Genomic DNA, 12868 nt, shown 5'->3' with positions numbered 1-12868 from the left:
CCCGCTTCGGGGTTGAGAAAGCGGTGGGTTAGCGATATCCCCCAATCGGATTGGGGTGATAAATGGTTTGATGACTTCATGATCGGGTCACCTGGAATGAGGTAAGCGGATTAGCGATTACAGAATAACGATTCATGATCTAAGGAAAAAGCGCAAGGGGGAGTCGAAGGCCCACTGACAATTAATGACCAATAACCAGTAACCAATGACCAGCAACCAAAAAGGGATCGCATTTGCTTGCCTAACGGCTTTCTTCTGGGGCTTCTTGGCCATTGCGCTGAAAGTGGCCGTGCAGAAAGTGGAACCGCAAACCATTGTTTGGTTTCGGTTTGTCGTGGCTTTTAGTGTGCTATCGGTCTGGCAATTGGTTCACAAACCCCAGAGTCTGAAAATCCTGGTGCGTCCGCCACTGCTGCTTATTTTTGCCGCCATAGCCCTTTCGTGGAACTACCTGGGATTTATGTTGGGGATCCACTATACCAGTCCCAGCAATGCCCAGCTGGTTATCCAAACCGGCCCGATTCTGCTTGCGTTGGCCGGGGTTATTTTTTTCAAAGAGCGGCTTCGCCTTCAGCAACTGTTTGGCTTTGTCCTCGCCATTGCCGGTTTCCTCCTGTTTTACAGCCAGCAAATCAAGCTGATGATTGGTCAGGAGAGCCAGTACAACCTGGGATACTTGTTTACCCTGAGCGGAGCGGCGGCTTGGTCGATATATGCTGTTCTGCAGAAGAAACTGGTTCAGAGCCATGCCCCGGCGGTGCTCAACCTGTTTTTGTTTGGGTTTCCGGCGCTGGTTTACCTGCCCTTTGTCGATTTTGCCCCGCTTGCTCAACTGGAATGGGTGTGGTGGGCCTTGCTGATCTTTTTGGGGCTAAACACGCTGATAGCCTACAGTTCGTTGGCTGTGGCCTTACGCCACACCGAAGCCAACAAAGTCAGCATCATCATCCTGCTCAACCCGATTATTACCTTCATCACGATGGGAATCTTTTCCGAATTACAGGTTTCGTGGATAGATGCCGAACGGTTTTCAGTGTATTCACTGCTGGGTGCGGCTATTGTTTTCACCGGCGCCGTGTTGGTGGTGAAAAAGAAACGGAAGAAAACAGAAAGCCCCTCATCCGAATGAATGAAGGGCTTTGGTATCCCAAAAAATCATAAAATCCCTGATCAGTAATCGCTAATCCGAAATCTTACAGCCTATTTCTTCCCCGCCACATCCACCAGCACAAACGACTGCGGTTTGAGCATCAGGCTTAGCTTGGTGCCTTTCAGTGCAGCTTTGTCTTTCTGCGGAATAATGTTTTCGGGTTGATCCAGTGTGTTGAATTTTGTCAGGTCGTTTTCGGCCAGCTCGGTCAGCAAGGCCTCTTTGGCGGCCGGTTTCAGACCGGTGAAATTTACCACCAGCTCCTTCGCTTCTTTGGAGGCGTTCACCACTTTCAGATAGATGCGACCGGTGTTTTTATCCAGCGAGGCGCTGGCATACAGGCTGTCCTGTCCGGCCACAATCTCACCATCAGCCGATACCGGTAATACATTTGTGCCGCTGTGGGTTGAATACAGTTGTTGTACGTAATAGTTTGGGGTCGCCACTGCCTTCAGGTTGTCGAACCAAATCAGGTCGGGACGCCACTGCCAGGCATCTACATGGGCAAACAAAGGAGCGTACGAGGCCATGTGCACCACATCGGCATTTCGCTCCAGTCCGGTCATGTAAGCAGCTTCCGAGAGAGCCGCCAACCAGCAGTTGCTTGAAGTGGCCTCCTTGATATTTTCGTTGCGCACGTGACTGGCATATTCGCCGGCAAACACTTTCAGTCCGCCACGTTCGTAGCTGTCGTACCGTCTGGCATTGTTGAAAAACCAGTTGGGGTCTTTGTAATAATGCTCATCTACCAGGTCGGCCTGGCGTCCTTTCAGTTCTTTCCACAGATAGTCGAAGCGGTCGCCATCAGCAGAAGGGCCCGAGCCGGTGACCAGCTGAATGTCGGGATATTTGGCTCGTACGGCAGCAGCAATCAGGTCGTAGCGCTCCAGGTACTGGTGCCCCCATTGTTCGTTTCCGATACCAACATATTTCAGGTTGAAGGGCTCCGGGTGCCCCATGTCGGCCCGCAGCTTGCCCCATTTGGATGAAGTATCGCCATTGGCAAACTCGATCAGGTCGAGCGCATCCTGAATGTACACCTCCATCTCATCGAGCGGGGCCAGTTCGCCGGTGTTGTACTGACAGGCCATCCCGCAGTTCAGAATAGGCAGCGGTTCAGCGCCCAAATCCTCAGACAGCACAAAATATTCGAAGAAACCCAACCCAAACGATTGGTAATAATCGGGTGTATGGCGGTGCATAAATTCGGTGTTCCAGCGGTTGATGATCAGCTCGCGTTCGTCCAGGTCGCCCACTGTCTTTTTCCACTGATAGCGTAAGTCCAGGTGATGTCCTTCAACGATACAGCCACCGGGGAAGCGAAGAAAGCCTGGGTTCAGCCCATTCAGCAATTCAGCCAGATCGGCGCGCATGCCGTTGGGGCGGTTTTTAAACGTATTCACCGGAAATAGCGAAACGTAGTTAAAATCAACGGCACCTTTTCCTTGCAGGCTGATGCGCAGGTTGGCCTTGGCCGAGGTTGCTGTAGCTTCAAAAACCACTTCTTTTTTGTCCCAGTTCGTCGTTAAACCCGAAAGCTGGGTTTTGCTGATTGGGTCTCCGTTCTCATTCAACAATTCAACCAGCAGCGATAGGTTGTTGCCTTCGGCTACGCGTGAGCCAAGCACCAGTCGATAGCTCTCGCCACCGTGTATGCCCATGCCGCGGAAGCCTTGGTTTTGAATATAGTTGAGTTGAGTCGACTTGAGTGATGGCAACCGCAGATAGCGGTGGTCTTTTTCGTCGATCCGGGAGTTGATAACCCGTATCGAGTCGCGGAAGGGCACTTTCCAGCCCATCAGGGGATCGGGAAATTTGAACGAGCGGTTTTTCACCAGCTCGGCATAAATACCGCCATCGGCAGCAAAGTTGATATCTTCAAAAAAGACACCCCACATGGTTGGAGATATTTCAGCACCAGGCTTGTTGGCCTGCACCGTGATGGTTGACTGTGCAAAAACCTGCGGCTGCACAAACAGCGCCCACAGGAAAATTCCGGTCATTAAATTCTTTAGCATAGTCTTGAGTAGTTAAATAGTTATTGTTTGATGATTAAACTGGTTGATAAATTCTTGCATAAATATGGCAGTTTTGAATGAAAAATAAAAGTAGCAAATACTTTTATGAGAGAAATTAACTTCTTCGGCTTAACTTTGGTTAATTCAATACAAACCAATGATGCGCATTCAACCCATTCTTATACTGATGCTGCTGCTAACCGGTTGCGTTTCCCGCCAGGCGGGAAAAATTATCACTGTCAACGGGGAAATTAGCGCCGATGAGTTAGGTCTAACCCTTGAGCACGAACATGTGCTGGTTGATTTTACCCGCCAGGCAGATAATGCGCCCGAACCTTACACCCTGGATGAAGCCGTTGCCCATGTGCTTCCTTTTCTGAAAGAGTTGCAGGCACACGGGGTGAAAGCCTTCGTGGAGTGTACTCCGATGCATGTGGGCCGCGATGTGCGCCTGCTGAAACGCCTGTCGGACGAAACCGGCCTGCACATCCTGACCAACACCGGCTTTTACGGCGCACAAAACAACCGTTTTATTCCCAAACAGGTATTACTGATGGACGCCGAGGCCATCGCCCAATTTTGGATTGCCGAGTTTGAACAAGGCATTGAAGGCACCGGCATCAAGCCCGGCTTCATTAAAATCGGCGTCGACCGCAAGCCTCTGTCCGAATTTCATGCCACCCTGGCTCGGGCAGCCGCCATTACCCACAAAGCCACCGGCCTCACCATCATGGCCCATACGGGGCCGGCTGTGGCTGCTTTCCAGCAATTGGACATACTGCGCGAAGAAGGCGTTTCGCCCGAAGCGTTTATCTGGACACACGCCAGCGACGAGAAAGATTGGGACAAGTTGGTTCGCGTGGCCCGGCTGGGGGCCTGGATCTCGCTCGACAAATACGGCTGGAAGGAAGACTATCGTGAGGATTATCCCCGATTGTTGCTCAAATTTAAATCAGAAGGGCTGCTGCACAACGTATTGCTGTCGCACGATGCAGGTTGGTTCGATCCCGGCCAACCCGACCAGCCCTTCAAACCATACACCCCGCTGTTTGACGAACTTTTGCCTCGCCTGCGACAGGAAGGCTTTACCGATGCCGAGCTCAACCAGCTGCTGGTGACCAATCCGGCCACGGCCTTTACCGTAAAAAAACGGCTATTCACAAATCCATAAAACCATAAAACATGAAAAGATCAGTCATTTATTTGTTTACGTTGTTGGCTGTTAGCCTGTTCCTCACCGGCTGCGCCACCCAAAGCGTGGTTCCCGCCGGAAATCCACCCGGATTTCTTCACGGACTGTTTCACGGTTTCATTATCCTGTTCAGTTTTATACTGAGCCTGTTTACCGACTACGAAATTTACGCCTTTCCAAATACCGGAGGCTGGTATAATTTTGGCTATCTGCTGGGCGTGATGATCTTTTTTGGCGGTGGCGGCGCCGGTACCAGGAAACGAAAATGCTGTTAAAATAGGCCATACAAACAAGAGCAGGACGGGTTATCGTTCATGATGATGGTAAATTGGAAGGAAATTGCGATAATTGCAGCCCGGAACAAGTACCTGTTTGGAAGCGTCTGAATTATTTTCGGACGAAGGGAAATTAGGATTAATACCAATGAAAATGACTTTGCAAGAAAGCATTGAAAAGGCAGCACAGTGTATCCGTGAAGGAAAGCTGGTTGCCTTTCCAACCGAAACGGTTTACGGGCTGGGGGCCAACGCGTTGAACCCGTTGGCCGTGGCCAAAATATTTGAGCTGAAAGAACGTCCCACATTCGATCCCTTAATTGTTCATATCGCCGATTTGAACGATCTGGAAAAATTGACGCTAAACCGTGATGAACGTGTTTACCGGTTGGCTGAAAAGTTCTGGCCCGGACCGTTAACCCTGGTGCTGCCCAAAAAAGATCTGGTGCCCGACCTGGTTACCTCGGGCTTGTCCTCTGTCGGCATCCGAATGCCCGATAACGAAATTGCCCTGGAGCTGATTCGGAAATCCGGCTGCCCGATTGCTGCTCCCAGCGCCAATAAGTTCGGACGGATCAGTCCCACAACTCCGCAGCATGTCCGAAAACAACTGCCTGAGGTTGATTTTATTTTGGAAGGTGGCAAAACGCATGTCGGAATCGAATCCACCATCATTACCCTCAACAAAAAAGGCTTTGAAATTCTGCGTCATGGCATCATTACCCGCGAAGAAATCGAGCAGGTTGTGCCTTATTATTCCGAAAAAGCAAAACCTGCCAGTCTGGTTGCGCCCGGGATGCTGAAGTCGCATTACAGTCCGACTAAGCCGTTTTATGTTTTGAGCGATGCCGTATTGCAGCGGGTTGACAAAACGAAAGCCGGATTGTTGTCGTATTCCGGCAACCACACCGAAGGCTTTGCTCAGGTTATAAGGCTGACAAACACGCAGGATTTGAAGGAATATGCCGTGAACCTGTTTGCCGCCATGCATCAACTGGAAGAGTCGGACGTGGAGTGCATTGTTGCAGAACCCGTACCCGAGCATGGTATCGGCCTTGCCATTATGGACCGGTTGAAAAAGGCAGCACATAAAAGCAGGTAAAAAGTATCCGCTACTTCGGTGTATATTTCCTTACGGAGGCCTCACTTTTTCGAAAGATCGGCCTCCGATTGTTATTCGTTCGCTTTCGGCCCGGACCTGCTCCCTGTCAACTACTAAATTTAAACTATTTTTTAACTAGGTTTATATAAGTTAACTAACAGAAACCTTAGAGAAACCTAACAGAAATTATAGAAAAACTATGGACTTCAACGGGACCATTAACGGACCGTGAGCATGGGTGCAGTTGATCTTTTTTCTGAAAAAAATACCAGGAGCAGTGTAATGCAGGTAAAGAGAATCTTACCTATCTGCTAACTTTACCGTATCGCACCGGGCCGAAAGTTAATTTTTGGGTCAAATAATCCGCTGGCGGACAGGTAATGTGTGTGTATATTTTTTATTTTTGAAGCGAACATGAATTTTTTCGTACTGAAAATACTTTTTTCTGTGCGTGAAAATTCATCCCTGACCGTTAAAACAGCATGTGGTAAGGGTAAAAAAAAGATTAAGATGAAGCATGTAAGGATGATGATGTTGATGGCCATGCTGGCGCTTTTCTCGGGCAACCGGGCCGTGGCACAGCAAGACACAACCAAGGAAGAAGGCTATCTGTTTACCGAGTTGAAAAACATTCCGGTTACTCCGGTGAAAGACCAGTACCGCTCGGGTACCTGTTGGTCGTTTTCGGGCCTGGCGTTCCTGGAGGCCGAAATGCTCCGACTGGGGAAACCGGAAGTGGATTTGTCGGAAATGTATATCGTTTGGCACACCTATCTCGAAAAAGCCATTAAAACAGTCAGGCTGCACGGCAACCTCAACTTTTCGGCTGGCGGCGCTTTCCACGATGTAACTGCCATGATTAAAAAATACGGCATCGTGCCCGAATCGGCTTACGCCGGTTTAAACTATGGCGAAGAGAAGCATGTGCATGGCGAAATGGACCGCCTGCTGGAAGAACAGGTAAAAGCCGTGGTGGAAAACCGCAACAAAAAGCTGAGTACGGCCTGGGAAGAAATTGTTCGCGGAACGCTGAACTCGTACCTGGGCGAGTTGCCCAAAACATTTGAGTACGAGGGCAAGCAATATACACCGCAAAGTTTTGCCAGCGACTACGTTGGCCTGAACATGGACGATTACATCCAAATCAGCTCATACACGCATCACCCGTTTTATTCGAAATTCATTATTGAGGTGCCCGACAACTGGTTGTGGGGCGAAGTGTATAATGTGCCGATGGAAGAACTTGAGGCCATTATCGATTATTCCGTAGAAAGCGGCTATACAGTTGCCTGGGCGGCAGATGTAAGCGAAAAAGGATTCAGTACCTCAAAACAAGGTATTGCTGTTGTTCCTGAAGTTGATAAAGCTGACATGACAGATGCAGAAATCGGCAAATGGGAAAAACTCACCGAAAAAGAAAAAGAAGAACAACTGTATGCGTTGAACAAGCCGGGTAAAGAAAAACTCATCACCCAAGAGCTGCGCCAGATGGACTTCGACAACTATCAAACCACCGATGACCACGGGATGTTGATCACCGGTACGGCCAAAGACCAAAACGACAATCCGTATTATAAGGTGAAAAACTCGTGGGGCAACTACAACCAGTATGACGGCTATTTCTATGCCTCCAAGCCCTATGTGAAATACAAAACCATGAGCATCATGGTACACAAGGATGGCATTCCGAAAACGATTCGCAAAAAACTAAATTTATAAGCCGAAAGCCTCCTGAAAACGGAGGCTTTTTTTTGTGGGTCTGTCGGCACCCTTCGTGAAGAACTGTCGGTTTTGTACCTTTACGGTTGAAACAAGCTAACCATTAAAAATCGACTGTATGAAACGCAACATTGTTGTTACCGGCGGAGGTCAGGGGGTTGGCCGCATGATCACCCGGCTGTTACTGGAGAAAGGGTTTCGGGTAACGGTACTCGAAGTGGACGAAGAAGCCATTCGCGAGTTGAAGGAAATTTTCCCTTCCGAAAATCTGCTCGTCGTGGAAACGGACGTATCCAGCGAGATTCAGGTAAAAACAGCGCTGGAGTTTGCCGTCGAAACATTTGGGCGGATAGATGGTCTGGTAAACAATGCGATGGTGCAGATCGACAAGCCGATAACCGAATTGCAGGTGGCCGAGTGGGAGCGTGTTTTGGCTATCAACCTTACCGGCCCGTTTTTGTGTGCCAAATATGCAGCCGGCGAGCTGCGCCAAAACAAAGGTTCTATCATTAACCTTTGCTCTACCCGCGCTTTACAATCGGAGCCGAACACCGAAGCTTATTCGGCCTCCAAAGGAGGCTTGCTCGCCCTGACCCACGCCCTGGCCATGAGCCTGGCGCCCGATGTGCGGGTAAATGCCATCAGCCCGGGATGGATTGAAGTGTCAGCCTTGAAGAAGAAATCGCAGCAACGACCAGTTCACCTGTCAGCGGAGGATCATGCGCAACACCCGGCCGGACGGGTAGGCAGGGCCGAAGACATTGCCAATATGGTGCTGTTCCTGCTTCAGCCTGAAAACGACTTCATCACCGCACAGAATTTTGTAATCGACGGCGGAATGACCAAAAAGATGATTTATTGCTAAAACGGATTTTTATTGCCCCAGCTATTCCAGACCTTCCCGGCCGCTAACGATGCTGGGCGTTTTCTCCCTCAGCGGGCAATTTTCAGGAGCATATTGGTCGATGATTTTCAGTAGATCGGCTTTTCGCAGGGGCTTCGACAGGTAATCGTCGAAACCTCCTTCCAGGGCACGGCTGCGGTCTGCTTCCATGGCATAAGCGGTTTGAGCAATCACCGGCAGGTGAGGGCGTTGTTGTTTTATGAGCTGTGTGGCCTGATAACCATCCATTACCGGCATGCGGATATCCATCAAAACCAGTTGAATGCTTGTGTCTTTTGCGCAGATGTCAACAGCCATTTTCCCGTTGTAGGCCCGGGTCAGGTTAACCTGATAGTCACTTAATACTTCGGACAGAAACAGGTAATTGTATTCTTCGTCTTCAGCGATCAAAATGTTTAGTCCGGCTTTTGGATCCGTGGGGTTTTCTTTTTCCTCGTACATGGTACAAATGCATTTAAGCTTTAACATGACGAAACGCAATTTCCCCCACAAGATAAAAATCAATCAGATGACAGTGGCTGCTTTGTTGATAAATTGACCGGAAGTTGATAACTTTTGTTTGTTTACAGCGAAGCCCTCCGGATAAACTCAAAGGGGCTTTTAATATGCTTGAAATCTTTTTTCAGGATCATCTCCGCTGCTTTCTGTCCAATTTCGTCGTGGTTGGTCGATATGGTTGAAATGCCCTCGCACAGTAATTCTTTTACCGGGTTTTCGTTGTACGAAATTAGGCCAATATCTTTGCCGGCCGTCCATCCGACTGTTTTGATGAATTTGATGAGGTAGTACAAATCATTGTCTGAGATAATTATATAAGCTTCTTTTCGGCAGATGTTATTTTCGTCCAGCGTGTCGATGATACGGTATTCAAATTGGTGCACCTGACAAAAAACGGCGAAGCCTTTCCGGATATAGGGTGAATAATATTCGTTGGTCGGAAAAACCAGGTTCAGCCGGTCATATTTACGCAATAAGTCCAGCGCTTGGGATAATGCATCTTGGATATCCTTGTCGTATTCCTGATAAACTACCGGATAGTTTTTTAGCTCATCCAGGTATCGGTCAACAATCAACACTTTTTCAGTCGGTATTTTTTTGATGACCCGGCCAATGTCGGCATTTTCGTTCCGGAAGTGGGGCAAAATCACAAAATAATCGTAGTGGCTGAGGTTGTTGTCGATGATATTTTCGAATTCGGCAATGTCGTAATGATAAATGAACACGTCCACGCCAGCTTTGGGCCCCAGCGTTTGTACAAATGAGTTGTACAGGCTTCGTTTGTAGTTGCTGAGCTTGTTGAACACCAGGCAAATTTTTAGCTTTTTGCCCACATCGGTTTTATTGACGTAATAGCCTTTGCCGCGGACCGACGAAATGATGCCTTTTTTACGCAGATGAACATAGGCCTTCTCCACCGTGTCGCGCGAAAGCAGCAACTCCTCGCTGGTTTCGTTGATGGACGGGATCCGCTGTCCCGGTTTAAAAATACCGGATTCAATATCCGAAACGATCAGATCTTCCACCTGTTTGTACAGCGGAACTTCTGATTCGGAATTGATTCTGGAATTTTCGATCATTGTTTTTGGTTTGGTGGGCTGAAATTATAAAAAAAGTCCAACCTTTTAAAACCCTGGTTGTAAACCGGCGGGAGAACTTAAAAAGAAAGACCCCGCTTCATTGTTATGAAACGGGGAATCTCAAAAGCAATCTATACTAATACAAATTCGAGCCAAATAGTGGATGTTCAATTTCCGACATCAATCGTCTTGATATGGACTGTGCAAATATATAAATATCTGCATTTGTTTTTAGATGAAAATGATTTTTTTGGCTTTCGACCAACTGTTTAAGAGCAGCTGATAAGATTTCTTGCCGAACGGGAACAGTCTGTTGGTTTACCGGTAGAAATTCAATTCTTCGAGGTATTGCCAGGCTTTTGGCGGAACAAAGAAGCGGATGTTTTTGCCGGTAGCAATCGATTCGCGTATAAACGAGGCTGAAATCTCCATCAGTGGTGCCTCCACCAGGTGAATGTTCGGATGGGGTTGGATGTTTTCCGGCTGAAAGCCCGGACGCGGATACACCAACAGCTGATAGTGGTTAAGGATCATTTCATAGTTTTTCCACTTGTGGAAATGTTCCAGGTTGTCCGATCCCATGATCAGGTAAAACTCGTGCCGGGGGTATTTTTCCTTCAGGTAGGTGAGCGTGTCGATGGTGTAAGAGGGGCGCGGAAGCCGGAACTCGATGTCGCAGGCCCGGAAACGTTCATCGTTTTCGATAGCCCGGTTTACCAGTTCCAGGCGCTGGAAATCGTCGAGCAGGTGTTTTTTGTTTTTGAAGGGATTTTGCGGGCTCACCACAAACCAAAGCTGCTGAATTTCGGTGAATTCAACCATGTAATTGGCAATGGCCATGTGGCCGATGTGAATGGGGTTGTACGTTCCAAAATAAAGCCCAACTTTCATGTGTTCCGCTTATTTGTTGATGAAATCGCCTACCAGTTTCTCGGCATTGGCCAGGGTAACGTTTAGTTCTTCGCTCACCAGCACCACATCGAAGTTGGCGGCGAAGGTCAGTTCGTATTCGGCTTTTTGCACGCGTTTTTCGATCACTTCGGCCGAGTCGGTCGAACGGCCAACCAATCGGTTGCGCAACTCCTCGATGGATGGGGGCTGCACAAAAACGGCCAGTGCCTCGTCGCCGTAAAACTTTTTGATATTGGTTCCGCCCACCACATCCACATCAAAAATAACATGCTTTCCTTTGTTGCGGATTCGCTCCACTTCCGACAGCAAGGTTCCGTAGCAGGTTCCCGGATAAACCTCTTCCCATTCCAAAAATTCGCCGTCTTCCACTTTCTGCCGAAAAGCCTCCGGACTTAAAAAATAGTAGTCCACCCCGTTTGTTTCGGTGTGGCGTGCTGCCCGGCTGGTGGCCGAAATCGAAAATTCGAGGTTCAGGTCCTGTTGCAGCAGGTGCTTTACAATGGTTGTTTTGCCGGCACCCGATGGGGCTGAAAATATGATGAGTTTTCCTTTCATTTTATTTTTAAGTCAAAAGTCAAAAGTCAAAAGTCAAAAATAATTTAGCTGCCTGTGAGATGGTCTTTTGTTTTTTTGATGATAGAAGCAAGTATCTTTTTTAATTCATCCGATTCGCTTTGCAAAAAATGCAATTCCATTACATCAATATTATTTCCTTCCTGGATGGATTCAATAAGTCGTAACCAATAATTACTTTCTCTCATTTCTTTCAAGGCCAACTCTGTTTTGAAGATGAAATCAGCTTTCGAACTTGCCGCTTGTGCTTCTTCATAATTCGCTCCCGACGAGCTTGATGATTTTGTCAGTTGGTAGCGGATTACTTTGTTTTCAGTGTTTACAGGCAAAGTTCGCAAGAATTTGATAAATCTTACGGCAAAATCAAATAGTCGTGATCGAAGATCTTTCATTTTTGGTTACCCAAGTACTTTTTACTTTTGCCTTTTTACTTTTGCCTTTTATTTTAAAGTACGTTCAACAATTGTTCTTTGATCCGCTCCAGGGCATCTTTCATTTGCACCACCAGGCGCTGGATGTTGCTTTCATTGGCTTTGCTGCCGATGGTGTTGATTTCGCGACCGATTTCCTGCGCGATGAACCCCAGCTTTTTACCCACGTCGCCCGGGTTGTCCATCGTTTCCATAAAGTAGTCGCAATGGTTGGTCAGGCGTACTTTTTCTTCGTTGATATCCAGCTTTTCGAGGTAATAAATCAGCTCCTGCTCAAAGCGGTTTTTATCCATATTGCCATTGATGCTGATTTCGTTCAGTCCGTCCAGGATGCGCGATTTAACATTTTCGATCCGGGTGCTTTCAAACGGTTCAACCTGTTTCAGCAGTTGCTGAATGTCGGCAATGTTCGAGCGGATGTCGCGGTCGAGAGCCTGTCCTTCCTGTGTGCGAAACTGGTCGAGCGATTGGATGACCGACTTTATTTTATCAAAAATGCTTTCCCATTCCTGCTCGTTCAGCTCTTCGTAAACAGTTTTTACGGTATCCGGAAGGCGCATGACGTTTTGCATAATCTGTTCGGTAACCGGCAGTCCCAGGTTTGCCTGTATGTTGCTCAACTGGTTGAAATAGGCCGTTACGATGCTTTCGTTAATGGCCGAGTTGCTTTCGGTCCCCAGGTTTTCGATATACAGCGAGAAATCAACTTTTCCGCGAATCAGCTTTTCCGAGATTTCCTTGCGGATAACCAGATCTTTTTCGCGGTACAGCATCGGAAGCCGCGAGTTGATGTCCAGTTGTTTGCTGTTGAGCGACTTCAGTTCGAGGGTGATTTTTTTGTTCCCTGTTTCAAATTCGGCTTTTCCGTAGCCGGTCATCGATTTGATCATTTGTAAATTTTTAGTTGCCGCCAAAGTTAATCCAATTTTATTTCAGAAAAAAGATCGCTTTCCACTCCACTGCTTTGTCTGACCAGAACGTTTGCCGGATGCCGGGATTAGGAAGCTTCCCCGTG

At 48.0% G+C, this 12868-nt stretch carries 13 protein-coding genes; 6 read left to right on the top strand and 7 right to left on the bottom strand.

Features of this window, described 5'->3' with window-relative positions; genetic code table 11:
• Nucleotides 1-205: 205 nt before the first annotated feature.
• Complete coding sequence (locus N2K84_RS09320; protein ID WP_282591530.1) at nucleotides 206-1129, top strand: DMT family transporter; 924 nt, start codon at nucleotides 206-208, stop codon at nucleotides 1127-1129.
• A 71-nt stretch (nucleotides 1130-1200) separates the two neighbouring features.
• Here the strand turns inward: N2K84_RS09320 and N2K84_RS09315 are convergent, their stop codons facing one another.
• Nucleotides 1201-3168, bottom strand: coding sequence for an alpha-L-arabinofuranosidase C-terminal domain-containing protein (locus tag N2K84_RS09315; protein WP_282591529.1), 1968 nt, complete (start codon nucleotides 3166-3168; stop codon nucleotides 1201-1203).
• A 157-nt stretch (nucleotides 3169-3325) separates the two neighbouring features.
• On the opposite strand from N2K84_RS09315, the gene N2K84_RS09310 reads away from it, so the two are divergent.
• From N2K84_RS09310 to N2K84_RS09290, 5 genes are all read left to right on the top strand, one after another.
• A complete protein-coding gene (locus N2K84_RS09310) occupies nucleotides 3326-4339 on the top strand; it encodes a phosphotriesterase family protein (RefSeq protein WP_282591528.1) in 1014 nt (337 codons plus the stop codon).
• Nucleotides 4340-4350: 11 nt separating this feature from the next.
• On the top strand, nucleotides 4351-4635 hold the full coding sequence (locus N2K84_RS09305; RefSeq protein WP_282591527.1) for a hypothetical protein: 285 nt from the start codon (nucleotides 4351-4353) through the stop codon (nucleotides 4633-4635).
• Between the two features lie 154 nt (nucleotides 4636-4789).
• A complete protein-coding gene (locus N2K84_RS09300) occupies nucleotides 4790-5737 on the top strand; it encodes an L-threonylcarbamoyladenylate synthase (RefSeq protein ID WP_282591526.1) in 948 nt (315 codons plus the stop codon).
• A 510-nt stretch (nucleotides 5738-6247) separates the two neighbouring features.
• Nucleotides 6248-7456, top strand: coding sequence for a C1 family peptidase (locus N2K84_RS09295; RefSeq protein WP_282591525.1), 1209 nt, complete (start codon nucleotides 6248-6250; stop codon nucleotides 7454-7456).
• Between the two features lie 118 nt (nucleotides 7457-7574).
• A complete protein-coding gene (locus N2K84_RS09290; RefSeq protein WP_282591524.1) occupies nucleotides 7575-8321 on the top strand; it encodes an SDR family oxidoreductase in 747 nt (248 codons plus the stop codon).
• Nucleotides 8322-8342: 21 nt separating this feature from the next.
• On the opposite strand, the gene N2K84_RS09285 is transcribed toward N2K84_RS09290, so the two are convergent.
• The 6 genes from N2K84_RS09285 to N2K84_RS09260 all read right to left on the bottom strand — a co-directional run bounded on the left by N2K84_RS09285 (nucleotide 8343) and on the right by N2K84_RS09260 (nucleotide 12743).
• On the bottom strand, nucleotides 8343-8801 hold the full coding sequence (locus tag N2K84_RS09285) for a response regulator (RefSeq protein WP_282591523.1): 459 nt from the start codon (nucleotides 8799-8801) through the stop codon (nucleotides 8343-8345).
• A gap of 122 nt (nucleotides 8802-8923) precedes the next feature.
• The gene (locus N2K84_RS09280; protein ID WP_282591522.1) at nucleotides 8924-9937 is read right to left on the bottom strand and encodes a GntR family transcriptional regulator; all 1014 of its coding nucleotides are present in this window, start codon (nucleotides 9935-9937) and stop codon (nucleotides 8924-8926) included.
• Nucleotides 9938-10255: 318 nt separating this feature from the next.
• Nucleotides 10256-10828, bottom strand: coding sequence for a nicotinate (nicotinamide) nucleotide adenylyltransferase (gene nadD / locus N2K84_RS09275; protein WP_282591521.1), 573 nt, complete (start codon nucleotides 10826-10828; stop codon nucleotides 10256-10258).
• Nucleotides 10829-10837: 9 nt separating this feature from the next.
• Nucleotides 10838-11404, bottom strand: coding sequence for a guanylate kinase (gene gmk / locus N2K84_RS09270; protein WP_282591520.1), 567 nt, complete (start codon nucleotides 11402-11404; stop codon nucleotides 10838-10840).
• Nucleotides 11405-11448: 44 nt separating this feature from the next.
• Nucleotides 11449-11814: a four helix bundle protein gene (locus tag N2K84_RS09265; protein WP_282591519.1), complete on the bottom strand. Its 366-nt coding sequence runs from the start codon at nucleotides 11812-11814 to the stop codon at nucleotides 11449-11451.
• Between the two features lie 53 nt (nucleotides 11815-11867).
• Complete coding sequence (locus tag N2K84_RS09260; RefSeq protein ID WP_282591518.1) at nucleotides 11868-12743, bottom strand: YicC/YloC family endoribonuclease; 876 nt, start codon at nucleotides 12741-12743, stop codon at nucleotides 11868-11870.
• Nucleotides 12744-12868: the final 125 nt, after the last annotated feature.

This window comes from Gaoshiqia sediminis (assembly GCF_025907915.1).
Lineage (GTDB): Bacteria > Bacteroidota > Bacteroidia > Bacteroidales > Prolixibacteraceae > Gaoshiqia > Gaoshiqia sediminis.
This window is presented reverse-complemented; position numbering and strand designations above follow the sequence as displayed.

Bases quoted from the DNA above. Each gene is read 5' to 3' on its own strand.
- N2K84_RS09310 (WP_282591528.1), top strand. From the start codon at position 3,326: ATGATGCGCATTCAACCCATTCTTATACTGATGCTGCTGCTAACCGGT.
- N2K84_RS09315 (WP_282591529.1), bottom strand. From the start codon at position 3,168: ATGCTAAAGAATTTAATGACCGGAATTTTCCTGTGGGCGCTGTTTGTG.
- N2K84_RS09290 (WP_282591524.1), top strand. From the start codon at position 7,575: ATGAAACGCAACATTGTTGTTACCGGCGGAGGTCAGGGGGTTGGCCGC.
- N2K84_RS09265 (WP_282591519.1), bottom strand. From the start codon at position 11,814: ATGAAAGATCTTCGATCACGACTATTTGATTTTGCCGTAAGATTTATC.
- N2K84_RS09320 (WP_282591530.1), top strand. From the start codon at position 206: ATGACCAGCAACCAAAAAGGGATCGCATTTGCTTGCCTAACGGCTTTC.
- N2K84_RS09260 (WP_282591518.1), bottom strand. From the start codon at position 12,743: ATGATCAAATCGATGACCGGCTACGGAAAAGCCGAATTTGAAACAGGG.
- N2K84_RS09295 (WP_282591525.1), top strand. From the start codon at position 6,248: ATGAAGCATGTAAGGATGATGATGTTGATGGCCATGCTGGCGCTTTTC.
- N2K84_RS09305 (WP_282591527.1), top strand. From the start codon at position 4,351: ATGAAAAGATCAGTCATTTATTTGTTTACGTTGTTGGCTGTTAGCCTG.
- N2K84_RS09280 (WP_282591522.1), bottom strand. From the start codon at position 9,937: ATGATCGAAAATTCCAGAATCAATTCCGAATCAGAAGTTCCGCTGTAC.
- gmk (WP_282591520.1), bottom strand. From the start codon at position 11,404: ATGAAAGGAAAACTCATCATATTTTCAGCCCCATCGGGTGCCGGCAAA.
- nadD (WP_282591521.1), bottom strand. From the start codon at position 10,828: ATGAAAGTTGGGCTTTATTTTGGAACGTACAACCCCATTCACATCGGC.
- N2K84_RS09285 (WP_282591523.1), bottom strand. From the start codon at position 8,801: ATGTACGAGGAAAAAGAAAACCCCACGGATCCAAAAGCCGGACTAAAC.
- N2K84_RS09300 (WP_282591526.1), top strand. From the start codon at position 4,790: ATGACTTTGCAAGAAAGCATTGAAAAGGCAGCACAGTGTATCCGTGAA.